This is a genomic window from uncultured Algoriphagus sp. (genome assembly GCF_963974835.1).
Classification (GTDB): Bacteria; Bacteroidota; Bacteroidia; order Cytophagales; family Cyclobacteriaceae; genus Algoriphagus.
The window spans coordinates 264,742-291,473 of record NZ_CAXBET010000003.1 but is presented as its reverse complement, the minus strand read 5'-3'; the positions used below and the strand labels follow the sequence as shown (position 1 = coordinate 291,473).

Annotated in this window: 21 protein-coding genes; 7 read left to right on the top strand and 14 right to left on the bottom strand. The window is 39.4% G+C overall.

Annotated features, from left to right (window positions below; genetic code table 11):
• Window positions 1–6 precede the first annotated feature (6 nt).
• The 5 genes from coaBC to AACZ73_RS09315 form a co-directional block, all read right to left on the bottom strand.
• Window positions 7–1,215, bottom strand: a complete 1,209-nt coding sequence (gene coaBC, locus AACZ73_RS09335) for a bifunctional phosphopantothenoylcysteine decarboxylase/phosphopantothenate--cysteine ligase CoaBC (protein WP_339877289.1) — start codon at window positions 1,213–1,215, stop codon at window positions 7–9.
• Window positions 1,216–1,219: 4 nt separating this feature from the next.
• Window positions 1,220–1,534: a DNA-directed RNA polymerase subunit omega gene (locus AACZ73_RS09330; protein ID WP_339877288.1), complete on the bottom strand. Its 315-nt coding sequence runs from the start codon at window positions 1,532–1,534 to the stop codon at window positions 1,220–1,222.
• Between the two features lie 20 nt (window positions 1,535–1,554).
• Window positions 1,555–2,457, bottom strand: a complete 903-nt coding sequence (gene bamD, locus AACZ73_RS09325; protein WP_339877287.1) for an outer membrane protein assembly factor BamD — start codon at window positions 2,455–2,457, stop codon at window positions 1,555–1,557.
• Window positions 2,458–2,531: 74 nt separating this feature from the next.
• Window positions 2,532–3,245, bottom strand: coding sequence for a T9SS type A sorting domain-containing protein (locus AACZ73_RS09320; RefSeq protein WP_339877286.1), 714 nt, complete (start codon window positions 3,243–3,245; stop codon window positions 2,532–2,534).
• Window positions 3,246–3,396: 151 nt separating this feature from the next.
• The gene (locus AACZ73_RS09315; protein WP_339877285.1) at window positions 3,397–5,061 is read right to left on the bottom strand and encodes an OstA-like protein; all 1,665 of its coding nucleotides are present in this window, start codon (window positions 5,059–5,061) and stop codon (window positions 3,397–3,399) included.
• Between the two features lie 48 nt (window positions 5,062–5,109).
• Between AACZ73_RS09315 and tilS the strand changes: the two genes are divergently transcribed.
• The 5 genes from tilS (at window position 5,110) to AACZ73_RS09290 (ending at window position 12,569) form a co-directional block, all read left to right on the top strand.
• Window positions 5,110–6,429 (top strand): tRNA lysidine(34) synthetase TilS, encoded by a 1,320-nt coding sequence (gene tilS, locus AACZ73_RS09310; protein WP_339877284.1) that lies wholly within the window; start codon window positions 5,110–5,112, stop codon window positions 6,427–6,429.
• Window positions 6,430–6,432: 3 nt separating this feature from the next.
• Complete coding sequence (locus tag AACZ73_RS09305) at window positions 6,433–6,948, top strand: cyclic nucleotide-binding domain-containing protein (RefSeq protein ID WP_339877283.1); 516 nt, start codon at window positions 6,433–6,435, stop codon at window positions 6,946–6,948.
• 145 nt (window positions 6,949–7,093) lie between these two features.
• The gene (gene mdh, locus AACZ73_RS09300) at window positions 7,094–8,029 is read left to right on the top strand and encodes a malate dehydrogenase (protein ID WP_339877282.1); all 936 of its coding nucleotides are present in this window, start codon (window positions 7,094–7,096) and stop codon (window positions 8,027–8,029) included.
• A 100-nt stretch (window positions 8,030–8,129) separates the two neighbouring features.
• A complete protein-coding gene (locus tag AACZ73_RS09295; RefSeq protein ID WP_339877281.1) occupies window positions 8,130–10,835 on the top strand; it encodes a hypothetical protein in 2,706 nt (901 codons plus the stop codon).
• A 69-nt stretch (window positions 10,836–10,904) separates the two neighbouring features.
• On the top strand, window positions 10,905–12,569 hold the full coding sequence (locus AACZ73_RS09290; RefSeq protein ID WP_339877280.1) for a mechanosensitive ion channel family protein: 1,665 nt from the start codon (window positions 10,905–10,907) through the stop codon (window positions 12,567–12,569).
• 38 nt (window positions 12,570–12,607) lie between these two features.
• Here the strand turns inward: AACZ73_RS09290 and AACZ73_RS09285 are convergent, their stop codons facing one another.
• The 4 genes from AACZ73_RS09285 to AACZ73_RS09270 are packed head-to-tail and all read right to left on the bottom strand — an operon-like array spanning window position 12,608 to window position 18,843.
• Window positions 12,608–14,230: a hypothetical protein gene (locus AACZ73_RS09285; RefSeq protein ID WP_339877279.1), complete on the bottom strand. Its 1,623-nt coding sequence runs from the start codon at window positions 14,228–14,230 to the stop codon at window positions 12,608–12,610.
• 1 nt (window position 14,231) lies between these two features.
• A complete protein-coding gene (locus AACZ73_RS09280; protein ID WP_339877278.1) occupies window positions 14,232–15,386 on the bottom strand; it encodes a DUF4249 domain-containing protein in 1,155 nt (384 codons plus the stop codon).
• Complete coding sequence (locus AACZ73_RS09275; protein WP_339877277.1) at window positions 15,386–18,124, bottom strand: carboxypeptidase-like regulatory domain-containing protein; 2,739 nt, start codon at window positions 18,122–18,124, stop codon at window positions 15,386–15,388. Before AACZ73_RS09275 ends, AACZ73_RS09280 begins: the two co-directional genes overlap by 1 nt.
• A complete protein-coding gene (locus tag AACZ73_RS09270; RefSeq protein ID WP_339877276.1) occupies window positions 18,121–18,843 on the bottom strand; it encodes a hypothetical protein in 723 nt (240 codons plus the stop codon). Before AACZ73_RS09270 ends, AACZ73_RS09275 begins: the two co-directional genes overlap by 4 nt.
• Before the next feature lie 110 nt (window positions 18,844–18,953).
• On the opposite strand from AACZ73_RS09270, the gene AACZ73_RS09265 reads away from it, so the two are divergent.
• Complete coding sequence (locus tag AACZ73_RS09265; RefSeq protein WP_339877275.1) at window positions 18,954–19,859, top strand: sugar phosphate isomerase/epimerase; 906 nt, start codon at window positions 18,954–18,956, stop codon at window positions 19,857–19,859.
• Between the two features lie 80 nt (window positions 19,860–19,939).
• On the opposite strand, the gene AACZ73_RS09260 is transcribed toward AACZ73_RS09265, so the two are convergent.
• The 4 genes from AACZ73_RS09260 to AACZ73_RS09245 all read right to left on the bottom strand — a co-directional run bounded on the left by AACZ73_RS09260 (window position 19,940) and on the right by AACZ73_RS09245 (window position 24,797).
• Window positions 19,940–21,106, bottom strand: a complete 1,167-nt coding sequence (locus tag AACZ73_RS09260) for a Gfo/Idh/MocA family oxidoreductase (protein WP_339877274.1) — start codon at window positions 21,104–21,106, stop codon at window positions 19,940–19,942.
• A gap of 117 nt (window positions 21,107–21,223) precedes the next feature.
• Window positions 21,224–22,246, bottom strand: a complete 1,023-nt coding sequence (locus AACZ73_RS09255; RefSeq protein WP_339877273.1) for a TIM barrel protein — start codon at window positions 22,244–22,246, stop codon at window positions 21,224–21,226.
• 173 nt (window positions 22,247–22,419) lie between these two features.
• Window positions 22,420–23,631 carry a hypothetical protein gene (locus tag AACZ73_RS09250; protein ID WP_339877272.1) on the bottom strand — a complete coding sequence of 404 codons (1,212 nt, stop codon included), beginning with the start codon at window positions 23,629–23,631 and terminating at the stop codon, window positions 22,420–22,422.
• A 107-nt stretch (window positions 23,632–23,738) separates the two neighbouring features.
• A complete protein-coding gene (locus AACZ73_RS09245; RefSeq protein WP_339877271.1) occupies window positions 23,739–24,797 on the bottom strand; it encodes an aldose 1-epimerase family protein in 1,059 nt (352 codons plus the stop codon).
• A gap of 298 nt (window positions 24,798–25,095) precedes the next feature.
• Here AACZ73_RS09245 and AACZ73_RS09240 point away from each other — a divergent pair, with 298 nt between their 5' ends.
• A complete protein-coding gene (locus AACZ73_RS09240) occupies window positions 25,096–25,548 on the top strand; it encodes a transposase (RefSeq protein WP_339877270.1) in 453 nt (150 codons plus the stop codon).
• A gap of 409 nt (window positions 25,549–25,957) precedes the next feature.
• Here AACZ73_RS09240 and AACZ73_RS09235 read toward each other — a convergent pair whose 3' ends face one another.
• On the bottom strand, window positions 25,958–26,635 hold the full coding sequence (locus AACZ73_RS09235) for a hypothetical protein (protein ID WP_339877269.1): 678 nt from the start codon (window positions 26,633–26,635) through the stop codon (window positions 25,958–25,960).
• Window positions 26,636–26,732: the final 97 nt, after the last annotated feature.

Genomic DNA, 26,732 nt, shown 5'->3' with positions numbered 1-26,732 from the left:
CGAAGCTTAAACCCAAACTGGGATATTTTTGATTTGATCAAGAATTAAATCTGCGATTTGATTTTTTGGCGCCACCTCAGATTGTACGGACAGTCCAGATGAATGGAAAATATGTACTTTATTAGTATCAACTTGAAAACCAGCTCCTGACTCTTTCATAGAATTGAGAACAACTAAGTCAAGGTTCTTTTTTGAAAGCTTAATCTTCGCATTTTCAGCCTCATTTTCCGTTTCTAATGCAAAACCTACATGTATTTGACCTTGCTTTTTTCTAGCACCTAATTCTGCTGCGATGTCAACATTTTTCACCAAAGAAATAGAAAGCGAAGTATTGTCTTTCTTTATTTTCTCAGGAGCGACTTCAGAAGGTGCATAATCAGCTACTGCCGCAGCAAAAACACAAATATCTACTTGGCTATGGATCTCTGATGCAGCTTCATACATTTCTTTAGCTGATGTCACATCATTCCAATGAACCCCTGCTTTATTGACGGTCAAGTAAATTGGTCCTGAAACCACAAATACTTCTGCTCCTCTTGCAAGAAAGGCATTGGCTAGAGCTAAGCCCATCTTTCCGCTGGAATGATTACTAATATACCTTACAGGATCAAGTGCTTCCTGGGTAGGCCCCATAGTAATCAAAACTTTCTTTCCAGAGAAATCCTCTCTGCTGGAGAAAAAGTCTTCGACCTTGGATAAAATATTCTCTGGCTCCATCATTCTTCCCTGGCCTGATAGGCCACTGGCTAGTTCGCCAGATTCTGCATCTAGCAGAATATTACCAAAGGATTTCAATTTTTGAATATTTGACTGAACTGAGGGATGTTGATACATATCCAAGTCCATCGCCGGAGCTATCATCACAGGACATCTAGCAGAAAGGTAGGTGGCTGAAAGTAGATTGTCGCAGATGCCATTGGCAAATTTGGACAAGGTATTCGCACTTATCGGTGCGACTAAAAATAAATCGGCCCAAAGCCCAAGCTCTACGTGATTGGTCCAGACTCCTGTATTATCATTTTGAAATTGACTAAGTACAGGTCTTTTGGAAAGCGTAGCTAAGGTGAGCGGAGTAATAAAATCAAAAGCAGAAGCGCTCATGATGATTTGCACTTCTGCTCCAGCTTTGATTAGTAAACGAGTAAGAAAGGCAGATTTGTAAGCAGCTATGCTACCAGTCACTCCAAGAATGATTTTCTTACCCTTAAGGCCCATAAGATTATTCGCCTGTAGGTTCTTCTGGTAGTCTATGGTAAACTTTACCTTCAATGAATTCCTCCATAGCAAGGGTGCTTGGCTTAGGCATTCTTTCATAAAACTTAGAGATCTCAATTTGCTCTTTGTTCTCAAATACCTCTTCCAAGTTGTCTACAGTAGAAGCAAACTCGGAAAGCTTATTATTCAACTCTTCCTTCAACGTATTGGAGATTTGTTTTGCTCTCTGCCCTACTACATGAAGAGACTCATAGATATTACCGGTTTTGTCAGCGATTTTATCAAGATCTCTTGTAATGATGGATGGATTAACTGCCATATTCTTATTTGATTAAAGTTCTAATTATTTTCTACTTTTTCCAGCGGCTTGTTCTCTAAAGCTTTTGCTTTTTGCTCAGCCAAGCGATCTGCGTATTCTTTTTTCAAAACTGAATGTGCCTCCAGTTCTGCTTTTGCTTCTTCTTCAAATTCTTTCACCTTTCCTGTGAACGGACTGCTTGGATACCTACGATAAAATGTACTTGCAAATCCCAGAGCATCCTTTAATCTATCTTCTTTCTTGGAAAAGGTGCTATTCTCTGCATAACCTGTGCTTACCTCAACTAGTTTATAGGCAAGTTCTTCATTATGCTTACTTTCCGGATAATCTTTTGCAAAGTTCTGAAAGTTAATAATGCAGGCACGATAGTAATCACCTGGATATAATCCGTCTCTAAGTCTATAATACATAGATGATTCCATGTATGCTTTCTCTTCAAATCTACCCTGCAAGTCAACCAGCATATCCATAGCCCGCTCGTAACTTGCTGATGATGGGAATTTCGTGACAAATTGCTGAATAGCAGCGACTGCTTCCTGAGAACTCTGCTGGTCTAGGTTAGCATCAGGGGCATCTAGATACAATGCATATGCATTCATAAATAAAGCTTCCTCTGCCAAGGGAGACCTATTATAGGTCCTATAAAAGTTGCTGAAATATCCAGCAGCTTCTATATACCTTTTAGTCTTAAAGTGACAATTGGCATAATTATAATCAGCCAATTCGGCCTTCTCACTTCCTCTGATTACAGGCAGAACTTTATCGTAAAGAATGATAGCCTTGTTGTATTCACCTTCCTGATAGTATTTGTTTGCCCCTGCGTATAATTCCTCCCAATTCGTGCTTTTTTCAAGCTTGTTAAATTGTCCACAGGAACTTGCAACAACTATAATAATCAGAAATAGAATGGATTGTAGGCGCATTTTCATTTTCAAGACCGCAAATATACGGGATAATTATTCGGATTCAAATGGATGATTAAGTCGAAAGTAAAGTCTTACTTCTTGACAACGAGCTTCTTGGTCACAATATTCTTATTGTCCAAGAAAAGAGTGTAGAAATATATCCCAGGGTTAAAGTCAGACACGTTGATTGCCAACGTACTTCTTTCAGGATCTAATTCATAGTCCGCAATAGGATTTCCAATGAAGCTATTAATTGTAATTTTAGCTTTTACAGCTTTATTTTTAAAATTATAATCAAATTGAGCCATTCGGACACTTGGGTTTGGATAAACATCACTAAGCACGAGATCCTTATAGTCAAATTCGTCAACTTTGATTGGATCATCCACTTCGTAACTAGCTTCAACGACAAAAAGGTCTCTTAAATTGCTCTCATTAACAAATGATAAATCAAAAGAACCTCGCGTTTCAGCAATACCCATATCAAAATCCAGATATAAATCAGTAAGAACTTCTCCAGGTTCCAATGTAAATTTAATCTTCGCTAGATCTTTTTTGGGATCATAGCACTGATCTCCAATACACACTCTCACTCTCTGAGATGACCCAATATTTCCACGAAGATTTTTAAGAAGATAGGTTTTAACCTGATTTGTTTCATTCTGAAGAATAACTGTTTTTCGCTGAATGGAACCCAAGTCACCTTTGAATTCTAAACCTTCACTCAACACACGTACTTGCTGTGACTCCGCTATTATCGGAACCAACAGCCAGAGCCATGTAAAAAATATGAGTAATCGTTTCATGTAGAGTTTTATTCGATATGCTTTCAGTTGTTGTAACTGTATTCAATATACGCACAAAATTAAGCCAATGGCTATACTTTAGTAGAAAAATGCGGTTAAAATCTGTTAACCCTAATGAAATTTTTTGTTAACTCACACGTTACCACGTGCTCTAGCCCTCACTAATTGGTGTTGTAATCTTTTTTTCTGGCTTCCAACCACGTTTTTCAAGTGATTTTAGTATTTCTTCATCTGATGGCAAGACAAATTCAATTTCCGGATTATTAAATAAATTTTCTGCTTCCGGATCAATTTCTTCAGGTTTTCTCCATTCATTTATTTCTTTCATGCCCGGTCTTTCTTCAAATCTCCAAATAAATCCTTCCAGCCTGGAATTCTCCTCAGTGATCAATTGAAATGGGGTAAATTTCCCATCAGGCTTTATCCCATAAGTTACCCGCTGAATAGCGCCGTCTTTGAACCGGAGCTTAATATTCGCACTCAGAGTTTTATTGATTCCTTGTGCGATTGTATCTGACTGCAAGGCGAAGTATAAAGATTCCCCATTCCCATCAATATCAATTTTATCCATCTGGCCATCATCAAAATATCCGATCATTGTCCTGCCCTTCATCTGATTGAAATTCTTGATGGTATCCTGAGTGATCACAAATACTTTATCTTTCATAAATACACGATCCAGCTCCTCGTTTGCCAAGTAAAAAACCATGCTGTCAGCAGTGATTTGACTCTTTTGATTCCACATTACAGGATCTTTAAACATCTGAATCGATGAATCAGCATAATTATAAATCAACGAATCAGCCACCCCTGCCAAATCCTTCTTCACCAAGTTAATGGAATGAAATGCAAGCAGATACTTCATCGAATCTGCCTCCCCATCTTGCGAAATCAGGGTGTCGGAAGTCATATAAAGAGTGTCTTTTTCGAAATATTTTCGGACCAAAGCCTTTCCATGCACCACACTATGTTTGCGCTCCTCCCAATATTCTCCTACGTCTCCAAAGACTTCTACTTGTCTCTCTTTGTTAAGTACACTTACATTTTCTTTTCCTTCATAATAACCATCCAGCTCACTGTAGAAAAGTTCCTTCGCTTTAATCCGACTGGTCTCTGACTCTACAATTCCATCAAAAAACCGGAACTTTTTAGCTTGTGTATCATAAAAACTGCCGTTCTTGGCATCCAACGTATTTCCATCTTTAGAAATCAGGTTTGTCAATCCTTTTGTCTCGGCAGTCTTTGGAATTGTAAAATAAACCAGATCATTGGTTTTCATGGTGTAGTCGGGATTAACTAGCACCACATCAGTTTTAAAAGTGATTTTCTCAATATTAACTTCGTATGTTCCTCGCTCACTAGTCAAAACATTTACCGAGTCTACTACTTTGCCGTCATTGAAATAATAGGCAATGTTTCCCGCGCGGTCGTAATCAAGGTATTCTGTATTAAGTGTAGTTTTTTGGTTTGTAAAAATTACATGATTACGAAGCTTAGCCAACTTGGTATTTCCATCATACTCTGCATAGCCACTAGTTGTCTGCACAGGATCTACCGTATCCACTATTCTCACATTGCCGAATAGGCGGGCTTTATTTTCCTCTCTAAAAAAATGGGCAGAATCACAATATATCAGTGTTTGCTGATGTTTCATCTCCACAGATCCCAACAACCGATCGTATCCTTTACCCCCACTTCCAGCTAGTTCACCAGCATTATTAATCTCCAAAACCGATTTTTCCTGGGCATGGGATGCAAATGATACGACCCAAAAACACAGAAGGAAGAATACAATACGAGATAAGAATGAAGTCATAGCTGAACGAATGTGGGCAAAATTAGTAGAAAATGATATTTTTGATCAATGGTTGAAGCTTTTATCCGGCATATCCGGAACAAATCAATTTTAGATCCTTCCAAAACCTACCTATTGGCGAGTAGTGGCGGAATAGACAGCATGTGCTTAGGCAATCTTCTTACCATAGCTGATATCCCCTTCGAAGTAGCTCATGTTAATTTCCAACTGAGGGGTCAAGACAGCAATGATGATGAAGAATTCCTTAGACAATGGGCGGCTAAACTGAACAAAACCATTCATGTTCATCATTCCGACACTTACACATTCGCTGCAAATCGAAATATCTCTACGCAAATGGCAGCAAGAGAGATTCGATACGATTGGTTTGAGAAATTAAGATCAGATAGAAATTTGGCAGGAGTCATCGTGGCTCATCATGAAGATGACCAGATCGAAACAATATTTTTAAATCTCCTTAGAGGTACTGGGATTGAAGGGATATACGGGATGTCAGAGCGTAGAGGTTGGCTGATCCGTCCTTTGCTGCCATTCAGCAGGAAAGATATTCAAAACTATGTTCTTGAAAACGGTATTGAGTGGCGTGAAGACAGTTCAAATGAAAAAACTGACTATAAGCGAAATAAACTTAGGCACATCAGTTTGCCTGCGCTATACGGAGTGGCTGATGATTCAAGGTCGAGCTTACTAAACAGCTTTGCCAGACTCAAAGACACGGGAAAAGCATTTACAGCACTTTTCGAAACCTGGAAAAGTGAGAAAATCAAAGAGTCTGATGGAATGCACATCCTTTCAGCAAATGACCTGCTGAAGACTGCAGGTGCATCTTCCCTGCTTTACTTTTGGCTTCGTCCATATGGATTCAATTCTGATCAAGCCCAGGATATTTTGGATACCTGCCAATTTAGCGAATCTGGAAAGCTATTCGAAAGTAGTACTCATCTCCTCAATATTGACCGGGATCAACTGATATTAGCCCCTATTCCAAAAGAATTCGATTCCATCACTTTATCCGAAAATGATATTGATTTTGAATTACCGGAAGCTAAGTATGAGGTTCTAAAGTTGGAAGGAAAAGAAGCTATAGATAAATCCCGCCAAAATGCGATGTTTGATCTGGAGAGACTGAGCTTTCCGTTAGAAATACGAACATGGAAGGAAGGGGATCGATTTATTCCCCTCGGTATGAAAAACGCCAAGAAAGTCTCCGACTTTTTAATAGATTTAAAAATACCTGTGGTGAAAAAACGTGCCGTTAAAGTATTAATTTCGGAAGGACAAATAGCTTGGGTAATTGGCTACAGAATAGCCGATTGGGCAAAATCCACAGCGGCAACCCGAAAATTACTTTATCTAAAAAAAAGATAGCCCATGCGTAATCCATTTTCTAAAACATACACTGAGCAAGAGGACAAGATGTTCGACTTCCTTGGGCAGATTAAGTTTTTTGAGCAATTAAAAAACAAAGAAATGGTGCGCTTCATCCCTGCTATGCATCATCGTAAATATGTTAAGGACGAAGTTGTCTTCTTCAGCAAAGACCCCAGTCAGGCACTTTATTTGGTGAAAAGCGGGAACATTTCCCTAACTATCGATATCAAGGACAATTTTGAAACAATTCTGGAAATCAAAAGAGGTGAAGCTTTCGGGGAAAATTCTTTACTTGAAAACGCTAAAAGAACATATACCGCTCTGATCGTATCAGATGAAGCTGAACTAATTGTAATTCCACACTTTGCCATCCAGGAGATTTTTGACAGCAATCCGAAGATTAAGGCAAAAATGATGACCTCTCTTTCTGAGTATTACAATCAAAATAATCAGAGACTTTTCCGCTCCTACAGAGAATCATTTGGATTCTTTAGTCTCCGCCAAATGTTTGAATAATATCATTCAAACACCCTTTTTCGCATTTGTCAAAAAACCTTAATTACTCTAAAGTATTCTTGACTCAGTTTCGAATCCTAGGCATTGTTTAATAACTTAGCGCCGCTTTTTAACACAAAAAATTCATATTAAATCTATAAATCTAATGAGCAAAGTAACCGTAGTAGGAGCTGGTAACGTAGGCGCAACTTGTGCAGACGTATTAGCTTATCGCGAAATCGCCGAGGAAATTGTACTAATTGACATTAAAGAAGGAGTTGCCGAAGGTAAAGCACTTGATATTTTCCAAAAGGCACCTATCAACCAATACGATAGCCGAACCATAGGCAGCACAAATGATTACAGCAAAACTGCTAATTCAGATGTAGTAGTGATCACTTCTGGACTTCCTCGTAAGCCAGGTATGACGCGTGATGATTTGATCGAAACCAATGCTGGTATCGTGAAGTCAGTGACTGAGAACGTAATCAAACATTCTCCTAATGCAATCATCATCGTGGTTTCTAATCCACTAGATGTAATGACTTATCAGGCACACATCACTGCAGGTACTTCTAGAAACAAAGTAATCGGTATGGCTGGTATCTTGGATACAGCTCGTTACAGAGCTTTCCTTGCCGAGGAGCTGAACATTTCTCCAAAAGAAATCCAGGCTATCTTAATGGGTGGTCATGGTGATACCATGGTTCCACTTCCTCGCTACACTACTGTAGCTGGAATCCCAGTGACTGAATTGGTAGCTAAAGATAAGCTTGACGCAATCATCGAAAGAACGAAATTCGGTGGTGGTGAGCTTGTGAAGCTAATGGGTACTTCTGCTTGGTATGCTCCAGGATCTGCAGCTGCGCAAATGGTAGAAGCTATATTGAAAAATCAAAAAAGAGTATTCCCAGTTTGTATCAAATTGGAAGGTGAATACGGAATCGATGATTGTTACCTAGGAGTTCCAGTAATTCTTGGCAAAAATGGAGTTGAGAAAGTATTGGAATTAGACCTAAACGATGAAGAAAAAGCGCTTCTTGAGACTTCTAGAGGTCACGTGAAAGAAGTAATGGAAGTTTTGAACAAGCTAGGTAAGTAATCTTAGTAACTTAATCTATCAGACCTGAGATTCTCTAGCTTTGGCAAGGGTTTCTTAGGTCTGATTTTTGTAACATACCACCTGAATCATCCTTTTGACTGTGAAGATCTGGAAAAGCCTTCTAATACTTTTTATCACCATTCTTTTAGCTGGGGGTGGATTCTGGATCTACAAAAGCTACTTTTCAACCCGAAAAATCAATAGTCTTGAGGTTATAAGCCAAAATGCAGTTTTTGTTTTCGAAACCTACCAAGGAGCAAGAAAGTGGAATGCCGTAATCAACGATCCAGTATGGCAGATTCTAAAAGCTTTCCCCGCTTTCCAAAAATTTGCCGACCAGCTTGTCACTTTGGACAGTCTCAACGGAGGCTCTGGTGAAATAGCAGAAACTATCAATGGCCAACAGGCTACAATAAGCCTACACTCAACTGGAATAGAAACATTTGAGTTACTTTTTACACTTAACCTAAATCCTTCCACCGCAGCGGGTTTTATTGACGAAATAACTTCACGGATACCGTCAGGATCAAGATTCCAATCCAGAAAATATTCAGATACCGATGTACTGGAATATTATGATTCAGACAATAATCGTATTTGGAGCATTTCAATACTTGGCGATCTAGCAGTAATTTCATCCTCATCCTTTTTAGTGGAAGAAGCAATCCGATTTTTTGTAAATGAAGATCAGCAAAGTTTTTACTCCTTGGTTAATGAGGCTCCTTATAATTCGGAAGCTGAGGGAAGACTTTTAGTTTCCGGAAAAGGAATTGCAAGCTTACTTAAGGGAGTCGGTGGACAAAGGCAAAGTGATGCTATTTCCAGTCTGGAGATTTTGCCCGGAGTAGCAGCATTGGATATGCAGCTGGAGGAAAATCAAATGGTGTTTAAAGGACCGATTATCTATGGCGAGGAGGTAAATTTCACTCCATCCATCCAAGCTAATTTAGCCTCCATCGAAGAAGTAATTTCCAATCGAACGCTATCTGTTACTCAGATTAACCTGGAGAGTATCTACGAAACACAAAAAATCACTAACAGAGCGTTTACAGCGAGATCCACATTTAGTGGTGACATTCAGAGGAAGCTTGTGGATAAAGGCTTTTTGGATAGTTTCACTGGTGAATTATATTTACTCGACTTGGAAAGTACAGGAGGTACAGATCAGAACCTGGCTCTTTTAGCTCGAACAAGAGACGCCGAACAAGCCATTCAACAGCTAAAGGAATTTCAGGTGAGCGAAAGTGATGAAGGTTTAGATTTCTATTCAGGGCACGAAATTCTTTATCTTTCTGAAGAGAATTTTCCAGCTCATTTATTTGAAGGAAAATTCCCCGGTTTTGGACAAACTTTCATTTCATCAGAAAATGAAATACTTATTTTTACCAACTCCCAGCAAGCTATGAAACTGGTATTGGATGACATCGGATCTGGAAGTACCTGGGGCAAATCCTCCAGAGCGCCTAGAGCAAAAAAAGACCTCAGCCCAACTTCAGGCTTCAGTCGAATTTTCCTGACAGATCATATTTGGGATTCTTGGACTAAAAATTCCAATCCTTCCTGGAGTTCTTTTCTGCAAAAATATGCTGAAGCCTTCCAATCTTTTCCTTGGATTTCATTCAAAATAAATCAGCTCCAAGACAGAACTGAAGCCACATTGAGCTTTCCTTATGACGGAGAGTCCACCCCGAAGATTGAAACTACCGATGCTGTCTCTATACAGCCGAGCAATAAAATTTCCTTCGACCATCGTCTGATATATGGCCCGAAATCCATCACGAATTATCAGGACAACACGGAAGATCTGATCGTCCAGGACCAAAACAATGTGCTGTACCTCATCAATTCTGCCGGGGAGGAAGTATATTCTATAGGTCTTTCTGGCCCTATCGTCTCTGATGTATTTCAGATAGACTATTATAAAAATTCAAAATTACAGGTACTGCTAGCCACTGCTGATAAGATCTACGGAATCGACAGACTTGGCAATTCCCTACCCGCATATCCTTTGGAAGTAAATAATGAAAAAATTAACCATCTAAATTTGGTCGATTATAGTAACTCAAAAGATTATCGATATTTCATAAGCACCGGGGAAGGAAATCTATATTTATTGGATAAAACCGGGGAAAAGCTCGAAGGTTGGAATCCTAAAAAAATCGGTTCAAAGACTATTGGAGCTCCAGCACATTACAGAGTCCCAGGCAAAGGGGATTACATGGTAGCGTTAACGGAGAAAGGAGCTCTTCAACTATTCAATCGCAGAGGAGAGAGCCAAGCCGGCTCATCTGTTATCCTCGGTAATTCTTTCAACTCTGGCCTGATAGCCTGGAGAGATCCAAAGTCTCGCTCCTCCCAACTTGTAGGAATCACAAAAAACGGCGAAGTCATACATTCCAATTTTAATGGAGAAATAGGATATAGAAATCAATTGATCAAAAAAGATCGTGACAGTCAATTCTTGCTTATACCTGATCAGAAGCAGAATGATTTTGTGCTTATCTCCCGTCAGTTTAATGAAGTAAACGTGTTAGATCGTTCTGAAAAAGCACTTTTCAGTACCCATGTATCGGATGATAATTTGATCTATCAGTATTTTGACTTCGGATCAAACAGGCAACTTTTCGCAATCACAGATCTTAATCAGGAGTTTTGCTATCTCTATGACCTGAAAGGTAATCTACAGACTACAATGCCTCTGGAAAGTACAGGCGCTATACAGATCACATACCAGTCTTCTTTAGGTCAATATTTGATCAGAACTGTAAATGGCTCTACTCTCACAGAATTCCAACTGGCAGATTAGGCATATCGGCTTTTTCTTTTGGCTTAGTTCGATCATTGGCTAACTTGCGAAAAATCCCTAAACCTTCTAATGCTGAAAAAGTATTTCCTTTTAGTAATCTTACTTATTTGCGCTAGCACACATTCTTTTGCACAGCTGATTTCTGACAATCAGAACATTTATGATTTAGGCAGTTCGGTTAATTTAAGTTCTCCCTATCACACTACGCTTTCATTTTTTTACAATCTCGAAGAAGGGCATTATAAGCCTGAAAACGCAGCAAAGACACTTGATCTATCCGATATCGAGAATCAAAATGGTCAGCGTCTTGCAGTAAAACTAAAACAGATTTTTGAGGGAAAAGGAATTCTAATCCGAATTAATGATATCCCAAACGAGCAAAACTACTTTGACAGCACCGCTACCTCTGAGGAGAAAATCTATTATTTTGATAAGAAAAAACTTCCTGGGATTTTTCTTCAGAAAACTGGAAATAGTTGGAAATATTCTGCTTTCTCGGTCAGCCAGATAGATGAACTCCACACTGAAACTTATCCTTATGGAACGGCAAAACTTCTAAATGTCCTCCCAAAAATTGGCAATCAGGAATATTTGGGGCTCCATTTATGGCAGTTGGTTGGACTATTTATTCTTCTTTTACTGATTTTCCTCTCACACTGGATATTCACTTTGGTAGTGGATAGATTGCTACTCTATATTTTTAAGCGATATGGATACGAAAAAGTGGGTGAAGACTATATTCTTCCAGTAGCCAGAGTTGTTAGCTTTTATCTAATTGTCGTATTGCTTTCACTTTTTATCAGAGTTCTTCAGCTGCCGATAGAGATTTGGGCATGGATTGTAATAGTACTACGCACGCTTAAGCCATTCCTGGTCACGATCATTTTCTACAAATTAGCGGATGTAGTAGCAGCCTATTTCACCAAACTTGCTACTAAAACAGAATCGACACTAGATGATCAACTGGTCCCTTTGTTGCGCAAAACGCTAAAAGCATTTGTCATCATTGTAGGTACATTGTTTATCCTTCGCGACGGGCTTAATCTAGACATTATTCCATTCCTGACAGGTCTTTCCATTGGTGGTGTGGCCATAGCTCTGGCAGCTCAGGATACGATTAAAAATTTCTTCGGATCTGTCATGATTTTCATTGATAAGCCTTTTCAGGTCGGAGATTGGATTACTTCGGGAGATATAGATGGCACAGTGGAAGAGGTGGGGTTTAGGTCTACGCGTATACGGACTTTCAGAAATTCCCTGATGTATGTGCCAAACGGAAAGATTGCGGACGCCATATTGGACAACCATGGTTTAAGACAATACAGAAGGTTTTACACCACCTTGACAATTACTTACGACACACCACCGCCGTTAATAGATGAGTTTGTGATAGGTCTCCGCGAAATAGTCTTAGCTCATCCACATACCAGAAAGGATATGTATCATGTGTATTTTAATAATCTATCCTCATTTAGTCAGGACATCATGTTTTACATTTTCTTTGAAGTTCCTACCTGGGGAGATGAATTGAAATGTAGACACGAGATTTTGATACAAATAGTAAAATTGGCAAATTCTTTAGGTGTGCGCTTTGCATTCCCTACGCAGACATTGCACATGGAATCCTTCCCTGAGAAAAAAAGCCTAGTTCCTGACTATAATCCGGATCAAGAATTTTATCATAACAAACTAGGTGCATTTATGCAGCAGGAATTAAAGAAAAAAGAAGATTGAAAAAATGAATATGATCATCTAATCTTTTGAAGTACTATTTACTGTCTAACCTCAAACGTTTTAGTATATGATTTTTGATCATCGTCTTCGGCAGTTACAATAATCTTAAACTTTCCAACTAGTTCAGGTACATCAATTTCAATGGAATCTACCTCTAAAGATTTATCAGGAATTGCGGACCAATACAATACCGTGCGCCAATCTTTCAGATTTGATCCTTGCTCAGGAGCCTCAAATAAATCAGCGGCTGAAGTGATCCTAGGTAATATGCCTTGATAATCAAGGTAAATTCCATTTGATGGAATAGGAAAACCACCAAAATCATTCTTATAGGAAATAAAACTCATTACTCCATCAAACGCTTCCTCATTTAGATAAAATGATCGGGTGAGTACTTCGAGTTTTTCAAATCCCTTTGGGTTAAAGGCTGCCAACTGATCTGCATCAAAAACAGGCATGGCATCCACCAACATAAGTGGATTGCTGTCAAAAGCATAGGAACGTACTTCATTTAGGGTTCTAAACTGTTTCTTCTTTTTGACAGTTCTAACCGATACCTCGGGTACATATTCTTTGATCACAGTCTCCACTGTTTCAAACCGAGTATAGTCATCCAACAAATAAGTCCTATCCTCCACAAATCCAGTGACTACAGGAAATAAGCTTGCGTCAAACTCATTTACAAAATATCCTTCTATTTGTCCTCCCTTGAGCAACTCTTTTAAAAGTGGCTCATCCTTAGGACTAATCTGAAGCTCTGGGAAAATAAAATTCTTCTTGAAATGAGTTAATGGAGCCGGTGAAACAATGCCGAAATCCAATAAGCTACCGTTTGCATCTGTCTGGGCCACCAGATAATTCCAGTTTTTCATACCTCCCGCATCAAAGAACATTCTCCCTTTGGAATCCGGACGATCCGTAAATAGAGCTGACTTTTCCCCATGTAGTGAAACATAATAAAGCTGTGTAGTATCTGCGGATTCCTCTTCCACTTGAGCTTCTATAATATGCCCATATAGCTCAGGAACAACGCTTCGGGTTTCAACTCCTTCATATATTTCTGTAGAGGGAATCAACCCCTCATTTTCAAGAAATGGATTTAATGCTCCAATACTTATTTCCTTTATCTTAATGTCATTAGGCAGCTTTATTTTTAAAGTGGCTCCAGGCTGGTTTATTTCCTGTGAAATTACCACTTCATTAGATTCTTCATCCTGTGGAAATGATTTCCTTTCTCTTACCACAGTAGGGGGAACTTTACTATTAAACACTGTAATAAAGCGCTGAACCAACCCTTTTTCAAGATTTTGGTATGGACTTATCCTTGTAAATATTCTTAAGAGATAATTGTCAGATGGAATATTCGTGGGTAATTGAAGGAAATTAAATCCTTTCCCTCCTTCCAAAGGAATTTTCGCCATAGCTACAGATTCATTGTATCGATCAAGCAGTTCGGCATAGATGATTTTGGATTCTGCCGGAAGGTTATTCTGCATCGCTTCACTGGATATCCATACCCGCTCTCCACCAAAATAGATGGTTTTAGGAATAGAAAAACCTACTGTCTCAAAATCATCGTTTTGTACATTCTGAGCAAAAGAAAATTCATTTGCAAAACTAATAAAAACAAAAAGTGAAAGTATTCTGCGGAGAAATTTCATATCAATAATCCCAAAAGTTTGGTTTCACATTTGTTCCTCTCAACGTACAATCTGTACACCTTCTGATAGCCCCTTGATATCCAATAGGAGAAATGGACCCGTCGGGAATTATTGGCGTCACTGGCACAAAATTGCCACTTCTAAAAGACTGATCATAATCAGCTTTTAGTACCGTATCTTGCTCAATAAAGCAATCGTAATAAGCCGGTACCTCAGCTCGCCACGGAACCACCTCTCTCACATCTATAAAAAACCTCTTTTGCTTTACCGTACCTAAACTTATATAGCCCACAACAGGTAAATCAGGGTTTTGATCATTTGTAATATTCCCTCCTATGTTTGAAGGTAATGGACTGAAAATAGATCCTAGGTCATTCGTATTTTTCCTTAGAATCTCCCAAAACTCAGATGCTTTTTTATCCAAAGCTTTCTGCGAAATCAGAATGCTGTAATGTACACCAAGTCGTTCATCACCATTCTCTATCTGAGTGATCGATTGCCTGAACACATATTGGTCCTCAAATCTGGAAGAGGTCTCCAAGATCAAATCCGAACTCACCTCGCCCCTATAACATAAATCTGTCCTATCGTCCGGTTTCCTAAATACTACATCCATACTCTCTATGTCGTATTTATAGGAAGTTGGGATTTTCGGTCTGAAAGCATAAGTTTCTTCGAATGTCCACAAGAAATCATCTGCATTTTCATCGCCTTTGGTGGTAAGATAGACCTCGACCCCATCTTCATTCCTTTCAAAACCCACATCAATTATTTCAGGAGTAAGAATAGGCTTGATCAATTCTGAAGAATAGGTTTGGCCAGTATTAGTTATAATCCGTAAGGTGTAACGCTCTTCTTCTGGAATGTCATAAGCAAACTCATAAAGACCTTCACCCAAATCGGTAAGTGGATATTCCATCCCAAGCTCTGACTCCAGGTAAACTTCAGCACCCGGATAACTTGGGACAAAGGAATCATCAGTTTGAATATTTCTTGTGTAGCTCAGCTTTAACTGGCTTGACAATCCTTCCGTATCCAAATATCCTTCTACAACTAATACAGTAAGATCTGAAGATTCTATATCCGGCTCGAAGGGTTCTCTACATCCGATAAGTAGTGCTGAGCAAAATAAAATAAGTAGGGCTAATCTATTCATCAGAAACGGAAGTTGTATGTGACAAATGGAATAGGTCTTGCAAAAATTGACAATTGGTATCCCTTAAGCTGGCCTCCTACAGGAGTGTAATACACAGAATATGGATTGCTTCTTCCAAGAAGATTATAAACACCTAATGACCAGGAAGAATGTGCCAATTTTTTGATTTTATGGCTTCCCTCTATGTTAACTGAGAAGTCCATCCTAAAATAATCAGGTATTCTATATGCATTTCTATCAGAAAAATAAACTCGCTCAGAACCAGCGTAGTCAAACTTGGAAATGGGCAAAGTAACCGGTCTACCTGTACTGTAATTAACATTAAGAGTGGTATTCACCCGCTTGCTCAGCTCATAGTTAGCGAAAACCACCAGGTGATGCGGCTGATCAAAGTTGCTGGAATAGAAATTTCCATCATTTATTTTCTCGATACTCGGTTCATCCGATGTCTTCATGAGTGATCTGGAGTAGGTATAAGCCAAGGATCCTTTAAGGGAACCAGTGCTTTTCTTTAGCAAAACTTCCACACCATAGGCTTTCCCTTTGGAATTCAAGACATCCTGCTCTATGTTTTCATTCAGGATAATGTTTGCCCCTGAGCGATAATCCAACAGATTTGTCATATACCTATAATATACTTCGGTAGAAAATTCAAGCTGGTTTTTTGCAAGATTTCTGTAGTATCCTACTGATCCCTGACCGCCTGTCTGAGGTTTGATGTAACTGTCGCTTAATTTCCAGGAGTCTGTGGGAGAAATGGAAGAAGTATTGGAAAGTAGATGTATGTTCTGTCTCATGGTATTAAATCCAGCTTTTACAGAAGATCTATTGTCCAATGTATATCGTGCTGCTACCCGGAATTCCGGTCCATGATACGTTTTCACAGTTTCTCCGCTTTTGTAAAGTTCCTCTCCTATCAGATTACTATCCGTTATCGGAGCTCCATCTACGTATTGATTTACTGTCATCGGCCCCAACATTTGATACAACATATACCGCCCTCCGTAACTTACTGACAACTTTTCACTTACAATGAATTCGTCACCTAAGTAAACCGATATCTCACGCGCATTCTCTTCATCCAGCTCCTTATCTATCACTATAGACTCAGATCCATATGGTTGATTTCTACCTGGATTGAGAGAATATTGAATTCCATGCACGCCAAAATTTATTATATGCTTCTCACTCTTTCGGTATTCGAAATCTGCTTTTAAAAATAGCTGATGCACATCAAAGCTAAACTCAAAGGAATTTAATGGATTTTCAATACCAACAATCCCAAATTCATAATTATCAGTACCCGCAGAGAATCTTCCCTCAAGCTCATCGTTAAAATAGTGCTTCCATCCAAGTGCGACATTCAGGTTTTGATATGAGTAAGTTGTATCAGGATCAAACCTAAAATCATCCTGACTTAAATAGGCAGTCAACTCTAGGATATTCCTTTCATTAAGATTATGCTGAATATTTGCATTGATATCGTAAAAGGTGATTTTGCTATCATTCAAATCCGCTTCATCATCCAATAAATCCAAAGCCCAGTCTGAATAGGTAGTTCTTCCTCCTAGGGTAAAGGTAGTTTTCTCACCTATAGGTCCCTCCATACTCAATCTACTGGTCAAAATTCCAATGCCTCCGGAACCTCCTATTTTATCATTTTTGCCAAACTTAGGATCCACTTGTAACACGGAAGAAAGCCTTCCTCCATAATTGACAGGAATGGATCCTTTGTACAGTTCCACTCCATTTACCATATCAGAATTAAATGCAGAGAAAAAACCAAAGGCGTGGGTTGGATTGAAAATTGTTGAATTGCCATATAAAATGAGGTTTTGATCAGCGGCTCCACCTCTTACGTTAAATCCGGATGTCGCCTCCCCTACAGTATTCACTCCAGGCATGATCAGAATACCTTTAAGCACATCTACTTCTCCCATCACGGCAGGAAGACGTTTCACTTCAGCTATACTGATGGACTGCACCCCCATGTCCAGCTTATTCACATTCGAAAGCGCTCCGGAGCTCACCACAACTTCATCTAAGGATAGTATGGTCTCTTCGATGCTCATATTTAGCACACCATCACCTTTTAAATCAATCTGTCGTTGCTCTTGGAATCCCCCGATATTTTGAACCCAGATAGTATGTCTTCCTTTTGGAAGTACAAGTTTATAATTGCCATTTTGATCTGTAGCCACCTGTGAAAAATTGACTTTTTCCAAAACAATAGCCCCGTTCATAGGCTTTCCCGACTCTATACTTGTCACCACTCCACTTAGGGTTGCTGTTTTGGATTGTGGATTGTCAGCGGATTTACCTATCACAAATCGCTTATTCTTGTCAAATGCGCTTAAGGAATCTCCGGCCTTTGCAAGATTATCTTCCTGCCTTTCCTGAACTTGAAAATAATCCTGTGGAAATTCAATCTGTATTTTTTGGCCTTTGCTTACCCATATTCGCTTCTCTGAATCTATGGAATAGCTGAGACCTGATTCAGCAAAGACTTGATCCAATACAAGACGTATTTCAATATCTGATGCCTGAAGGTTAACCTGAAGGTCTTTTATATCATCCTTTTTATAGTAGAACCTGAAATCCGTTTCTGATTCCAGCTTTTCAGCAAATCTCTCAAATGACATCCCTAAAAACATACCAGACACTTTAGTGGTATTGGTCTGAGCTTTTACTTCAGCAAAAAATGAAAGGAGCAAAATCAGTAGTAGAAATCTTTTCATTCGACAAAACCATTAAAAGTCTCAGCCTTACCTTCCCTTAGTCTAGCCAATGCCAGAATGTATTTCTCCTTATCCATAGAAAAGTAAACAGATTGATCCTTAGTAAATCTTTTTACCTCCCTTTTTGTCAGACCCAAGCTTTGGATCGCTTGTTTCTTTTTTCTTATAAGTACAAATTGGCCATCGTACCAATAGAAATAATCTTTATTCTCAACAAACCTATGAGTGTATTTGCCTACTTCCTTGGTGGGATCTATATACTTATAATCCTTAATTAACACTTTTATTTGCCCATCCTTAAGCACACGATAAAAACCATTTTTGTGGCGGGCATAGGAATCATTCCCCGCGAATTTCCTGAATAGGCTTTCATCTTCAAGCTGAAATTCTTCAATTTTCTCCGGCTTAATTAGAATTTTCTGCCGATGAATAGGATGGAATGTGATTACAGCATCCGCATTTTCATCATACAAAAGTGGGACCTCAGTATAGGTGATTTTATTTATTGATAGTGTCCCCTCTCCGAATTTCCTTTCCTTAAAGTAAGGATCACCATCGTAATTTAAAGGAGGTTCCTTATACTGCCCGCCTGTGATAATTTCCTGAAAGTAAGGAAGCTGCTCTTTATAGAGCGACACATAAGGTTTTGACTGTCCAAAAGAATTGGCAGCATATATAAAAAACAGAAGAAAAGGTGTGAAAAAGTTTATTTTTAGCATATGTTCACACTATACTAGATTAGATTACAGTCTTTTTATTAAGGAATAATCTGAACGGCAAATATAGTACTTGAATGGATTAAGCCTTTCAAAATTTCAATAAACCTAAGATGCAAAGAAGAAATTTACTTAAAACTATTGCGCTCGGAGCTACGGCTCTACCCTTGACTACAGCTCTTGCTACCACTACGCAGAAAAAGGAAGCAACGATACAATTTTCATTAAATACCAGTACATTACGCGGCCAAAAGTTAGATTTACCACAGATTATAGAGGTTGCTGCTAAAGCTGGATATGATGGAATAGAACTGTGGATAGCTGAAATGGAAGCTTACCTGAAGACAGGAAAATCCTTAGCATCTCTCAAACAACTTTTTTCTGATGCTAAAATAATTCCAGTAAATGCAATAGGATTTGCACCTTGGATGGCTCAGGATGTAGCAAAAAGCAAGGCTGGTTTTGAGCAGATGGAAAAGGAAATGGGAATGCTCGCAGAAATCGGATGTAAACGAGTAGCTGCACCAGCAATCGGGGCAACAGATCCCATAGACTTAATGGCGGCTGGAGAGCAATATGCTAAACTCATTGCTTTGGGAAGAAAAACTGGCGTCATGCCTCAACTCGAATTCTGGGGATCTTTCGCTCCCTTCCATCACTTAGGTCAGACATTAGCAACTGCTGCTGCCGCAAATGACCCCGATGCACGAATCTTACCAGATATTTTTCACTTGTTCAGAGGAGGATCAGGATTTGAAGGATTGAAATTGGTCAATGGAAATGCGATAGAAGTTTTCCATATGAACGATTTCACTTCCAAACCAAGATTGGAGCAAAAGGATAGTGATCGCGTTTATCCTGGGGATGGTATTGCACCAATGAAGGAAATCGCCGCAACTTTAAAAGCGATGGGAGGCCATAAATTCATGTCGCTTGAGCTATTCAATGAAACTTACTGGGCTCAGGATGCGCAGGAAGTCGCTAATACAGGATTGAAAAAGATGAAGCAGTTCTTTTGATAGAATTTCGCCTTTAAACTAAAAAGCAGGAAATTCCACATTTCCTGCTTTTTCAATTTTTATACTTCTTACTCTATATTTCAGACTTTCTCAATCCAATCTACTCCAGTATCCTTCCAAGCTCTTTCATCCGCAGAATTGATAACAGCTTCGCAAACCTTCTGGGTCTCAAATGCATCTCTGAAAGTAGGATGACAAGCCTCACCAGTCTCTAGGCTATGGAAGAAATCTGCTACTTGATGAATAAATGAATGCTCATAACCGATTGAAGTCCCAGGTATCCACCATCGACCCATATATGGATGATCGCCATCTGTTACGTGGATAGATCTCCAGCCGCGAACCTGACCTTCGTCATTGTGATCAAAGTATTCCAAGCGAGTCAAATCATGTAAATCCCAACGGATGGAAGCATGCTCACCATTGATCTCAAATGTATAAAGTGCTTTATGACCTCTTGCATAGCGAGTCGCCTCAAACAAGCCTAATGAACCGTTTTCAAAGTGACAATGGAAAACGCAGGCATCATCTATAGTCACCTTTTTCTTCTCTCCTGTTCCTTGATAAACCCGTTCCTTGATAAACGTTTCAGTCATGGCTGAAACGTCCTTAATACCTCCATTTAACCACATAGCAGTATCGATGCAATGTGCAAGCAAATCACCGGTCACTCCTGAACCTGCAGCATCTGCGTCCAATCTCCAAAGTGCATCACCTCCCTGAGGTAAGTCTGGACTGATAGTCCAATCCTGAAGGAAGTTTGCTCTATAATGGAATATTTTACCAAGTTTCCCGGAAGCAACAATTTGCTTTGCCAAGGTCACTGCAGGCACTCTTCTGTAATTGTACCAAACGGTGTTTTTCACTCCTGCTTTTTCCACTGCCTTCACCATTCCTTCGGCTTCCGCAACAGTTCGAGCTAGTGGCTTTTCACAAAGAATCATTTTTCCAGCTTCAGCAGCTGCGATAGCTATTTCCGAATGAGTATCATTTGGAGTACAGATATCTACTGCGTCTATATCATCTCTCTTTAACAGTTCTCTCCAGTCGGTTTCTACAGATTTATAGCCCCATTGCTCGGCAAAAGCCTTCGCTTTGTCTTCTCTTCGGGAGCAACAAGCCTGCAACACTGGAACGTATTCGTACTCTGGGAAAAAGTCAGGCACTCTCTTGTAACCATTGGTATGGATTCTGCCCATCAGTCCAGTTCCGATGAGGCCTATTCTTATATGTTTTTTTTCTTTCATGTTTCTACAATTTGAAATTTCAGAGATTTAAAATTTGAAATTGCCTCACTAGGCAATCTTCGCTTGTATTGGACAGGTTCGAGATTGAGTTTCAAATATCAAATCTCAAATTCTTTTTCACCAACCGTGTGCATTTCTGACCTTCACCAATGCCGCAAGGATATCATTCCAGGTTTGTTGATTGTTCATCACATCATTAGGGAACATGCATCCATCCCAGCAGATATGCTTGAACGCTTTAGTCAACTCACCTTTTTCATCCCGAAGCCAGTAGCCCGCATCATGAGCAATATCCAAAACTCCATTTGGATCTGTGGCTTGGCAATGTCTTCCAGTCTTATCGTGTGAGCCTGAACCGAATACTGAACCGTCATTTTGCGCCACATGGAAATCAATAGTCCAAGGGCGAAGTGCATCTGTTACAGTTTTCAAAGCAGCTTTCACTGCCTCGCGATCCTTCAAATCCGCGTCTTTTGGAAGGATTCTGTGCTCTGGAGCATTATAACCCATAGTATAAAGAAAGGTATGAGACATGTCTGCCTGAAAACCAATGTTTGGTCTGTCTACCATTTCAAGTAGCTCCACCATGTATTTCCAGCTATGCATAGCACCCCAGCAAATCTCACCTTCCGTCGCAAGTTTCTCTCCGTAGCCAGCCGCTACATCACAGGCTTCACGGAATGTTTCTGCAATGATTTTCGTATTTCCAGCAGGATCTTTAGCCCAATCTTCTACGCCAACAGCTGAATCAATTCTAACTACACCGTAGCTTCGAACGCCAAGATCATTTAGCTCCTTACCGAATTCACATGCTTTGCGAACCATCTCCACAAAAGTCTTGCGCTGGTCAGCAGTTCCCATAGCAGATCCAGCCCATATAGGTGCTACTAAAGAGCCTGCAACAAGGTTATGCTTCTGAAGTTTTTCTGCCAGAATTTTGGTTTCATCTGGATCATTTAAGGTGAAATGAGGCTCAAGCAAACCTAGGTCTAAACCATCAAATTTCACTCCATCCACTTCAGCTGCTGCTGTCATCGCCAGAAGTGAATCAAACGGAATTACAGGTTCAGAATCTGCTCCTTTGCCCACGATTCCAGGCCAGGTAGCATTATGTAGTTTTGGAAAATTATTTTGACTCATGGTAATATGGGTTATTAGTTAGTTAAAAGATTGAAGTACAAGCGATTTAACTTCATTATTCAAAATTCATCATTCTGCATTCTTTATTATTTTCTTTATTGAAACCGCCAAGCACTCACATTTTATCTTGAAGATTAACACTAGATTGAAGATCGTAAATCGTAAATCCCAATTCATTCCATCACTTTCAAATCAGGATTATCAGGACCAAAATGCTTCAACATCACAATAGGATCAGTCTTGGAGTGATTAGTGATTTTCACACCTGCCTGCGCAGCTTTTTCTGTAACAAAATACTCATCATGCGTTAATTGGCCAAAGCGGATAAGAGCTGGAGTTTCAATATCCCAGTCATTCATCTTACCATAACCTTGCATCATGATCATACCGTAAGCTGCCGAATCTTTAATGGTCACCGTTTGACCCGGAAAAACAGTTAATTCTTTGGCACTGTAATCATGAGAACGGTAACAAATCCACTTGTCATCATATCCCTTGGCATTCATTTCTTCTCTATCTTCTACTGGAATTGGCTCCATGTAGTGGTTATCCATGATGTTTGGATTGACATTCAATTCCCAGTCAATCATCTCGACCAGTAAATCATAGTCGCCCCAACGATCTTTTGGAGTTGCATTCCAAAGTAATTCATCGGGAATGATCGCCTCGTTCACTAAGGACTGATACATGGCAAAAATATCAGAAGCTTTCTGCGGCTCGTACGTGCACAAACTTCCTGGAGCATGGAGCATTCCAGGAGGCACATTCCAACCTGTACCTGGCTGAAGTCTGAACGCCTGCGAATAGTTAGTGATCTTATTATCTCCCTTGTTGAAGTTCTTGAGACACTCAAGAATAGTCTCTTTAGATGTCCCTGGAGCTATACCAAAGAAAGTATAAGGGAAATCCCCACCATGATTATTTACTTGAGGAGGGAAATAATACGCTTCCGGTTTCCCGTTTTGCCCTGTCAATTTACCAAACTCATCACTTGGGTGGATGTGATGCGGCAGTGGCCCCATGTTATCAAAAAACTTAGAATACATAGGCCAAGACTTGTATTTGTCCCAGAGTCGGTTGCCAATAATTTCTCCGCCTAATTCATCTATTGCATCCTTCAAAAGGAACAACTCTGTCTTACCGCCATCTTCAAAAGCAATATGGCTCAAACCTTCATTCTTGCTTGTCAAAGGGCCGTTTTCAGCTGGAGTAGTTGATGAGAACCAACGTTCATCTATCCCTCCACGCTCTCCGCCTAAACAATAATAATCATCGGGATGAAGTTTGATTCTACGGCCTGGCACACAAAACGACCGAGGAACCCAAGTAGGTGTTAATCTAAGTATTCCGCCTCCCTGTTCGAGAGCTTTTTTTGCTAAACTCATGGGTTTATTAATTTGATTTTTGAGATTCTTTATTTGAAATTGAATTGGAAGATCGAAAAATTGAAAAATTTGAAAATTCTTCAGACCATTTCATCTCTTCACATATTTTACATTTTAAATTCTTTGACTGAAGCCCCCTTTAGCACTTCCATCTTGACCTCGTAGATCCTACTTTCTCCCGGCTCCAACAAAATCAAGGTTCCATCCTTCCTAGCCGCAGCCTGTCCAATTGGCGGATTTGTTGCAGGCTCTAATGCTGTCACGTATTCATTTTTCCCCCAATGCTGCCAGTTGATTAGCCAAGGCATTTGCTTTTTGGAAAAGGAAATGCTCAAACCCAGCTCTAAATCATCATTCATATAGCCGCAGGTAACTTGATCATTTGAATCAGCTTCGGGAACGATAAAAGCCACATCTTCACCAAAAGCCGAATGCTCTTCCAAAGGAGCTGCGCATTTAGTAAATCTATTTTTCTTATTGAATTTAGACATGGAATCATCTGATTCTCTCTTTTGAATTTCGCCTTGCCAAACTATCCTTGTCCCCTCATTTATCAGGGGCCAACCACAGTTGATATGATATAAGACCATGTGGGGAGCTGGAGAATTTCCTCGATTGAAGACCTCGTCTTTGATTTTGATTTCAGCACTACCTAAAGTTCCTGAGATAGTTCTTTTCAGTTCCAGACTTGGGCCAAAAGTTGTTGTCTCACGAATGACACCGATGATTTCAAAATCCAGATTTCCTGAATAAATATCCGGCTGTTTAATGGAAATCAATTCTGCAGGAGTATTGCTGAAATTCCCATGCAAGCCTCGGCTTCCAGTCTCATCTTCATTTGGTGGTCCCATAGAGGAAATCCCACAGGTAGTCAATAAGCCTCCACCGAAAGTCCTCAACCAATCTATTCCTTGATTGGAAAATGGTTGAGAAGCAACATGTCCAGCATTACTTATCCACGAGAGGCTATGTTCATTGTGGAATGCGTCCAAAATATCCATACCTCGATCCAGTACCACCTTGAATCTGAGACCAGTTCCGGTATTTACCCATGCGATGCGGGTTCCTCGACCTGCACCATTATCAAGAATAGAGGTTTCTATTCCACCAATCTGGCGGAAATTGGACAATTTATCTTTCCAATTGGATGGATCTGAGAGGTTCATTATTGGGTTTTAGACTAGTTTGTAATCTATTAAAAAGGCCTCCTGACACTGTCCTGTCCTATATGGGTTGGGTCTAAAAGCTCGGGAATAAGTTATGCAACTTATATGTGTGAAATATGCCGTTAATAAAAAAATTGGCCCAAGTTTTTCAACTTGGGCCAATTAATTAATAGGTATGGTTCAAGTCTTCAGACTTGGACCTAAAACATTGCAGTCTTCAGACTGCTTAAAAACCGAATTTTATTGAAAGTATTTCTCACTATTAATTACCTTAATATCCGCGCATCATTTTTTTTAAATGAGTAGAAAATACAGAATCAGAAATCAAGAGAAGCTTTACTTTGTGGCCTTCACAATTGTAGAATGGATCGATGTATTTACTCGAAAACACTATAAAGACATACTAATAGAGTCTTTAAAATACTGCCAAAATAATAAAGGCCTGGATTTATGTGCCTTTTGTATCATGTCAAGCCATATTCATTTGATTGTGGGTAGAAATGGTGAACCGACAATTGAGGCAATTATTAGAGATTTCAAAAAGTTTACTGCAGTCGAAATACTCAAATATATTCAAGGAGTTCTAATGAAAGTAGAAAAGAGTTTTTACTTCATCACTTTAGGCAGGCCGGAGCTCAAAACCCAAATAATTCGACCTTCCAAATTTGGCAGCAACATAATCATCCAATTGAACTTAACTCAAATGACAAAATCACTCGCTGTCTTAACTATATCCATCAAAACCCAGTAGTTGCAGGCATTGTATTTTCTGCTGAGGATTATGTTTATAGTAGCGCATCAAATTATGCTGGTTTACCAGAAAAGTTAATTGATGTGCTTTTCATTGAATAAGTTTGGAGAAAATTATCAAGTGTATTTTGTTCAAGTCTCATGTCTTGGTCCTAAAGTAATGCAGTCTTCAGACTACATATTTGTGGAAACTGATATAGTGTAAAATCTCTTCAAACTATCTCATTCGATAGCAACTTTGCAGTCGGGAGACTGCATTAAAATGAGTCCAAGTCTAAAGACTTGAACTAATGCAGGATTAAAAAAAATTGGCCCAAGTGTTTCAACGTGGGCCAATTGTAATTCTTAAAATAAAGCCAAGAGTATCAGTCAGTAAACATTCATTAAACTGGAAAACATCTGGTTAACAATTACCCTTCGCTTTCTTCTTCCACAAACATCTGAACTTCTGCATCAAATTCAGCCTCAAGAAACTCATCTGTAGCAATCCAGTATTCGGAGGTGATTAGCTGATATTGTTGCCCTTCAATTTTTTTCAAAACCCAAATGATTGATTCTGCTTCATCGAAACTGACTTTTCCTTCCAATTGATCTGAGAAAAGACGTTTGATCAAATTGCTGTCATTCAGCGTATGCTGTAAAGCCTTCAACACAACCTCTTTGGTAATTTCTTCAGCGCCAGTATCCTCGCTAGTAATTTCAAATTCTGCTATTGTAGCTTTTGCACTAGGAAATTTTCCATTATAAGCCTTATGCAAAAGCTGGTTGATATTGAAAAGCTGATGATGTAGGCCGATTTGCGGGTATTCTTCGGAAATTTTATCCAAAAGCATATCATGCGACATTTGATCTATTTGGCCTTCATTGAGGGTGTCAGAAAGTCGATAGTCAAGCACAATCGCAGCAGCTTCTGCTGGTTCAAAATCTGAGATTGCCATATTTAGCAACTCTTTCAGCTCCGCTGGATTGGAATTGGATGCATCCGGAAAACCAAATCGATCAAGTAATTCTATTAAATCCTGATTGCTCCAACTTCCAGGTAATTCGTCGACATTTGTTACTTTATTAATGTTAATATGGTAATTCATAAATAGTGGTTTGGTAGTATATAAAATTGATTTTTGGATTTGCTAGTAAAGAGTCCTTTGGAAAGAGGTAACGCTAGCTATTTTTATAACAGGCTTA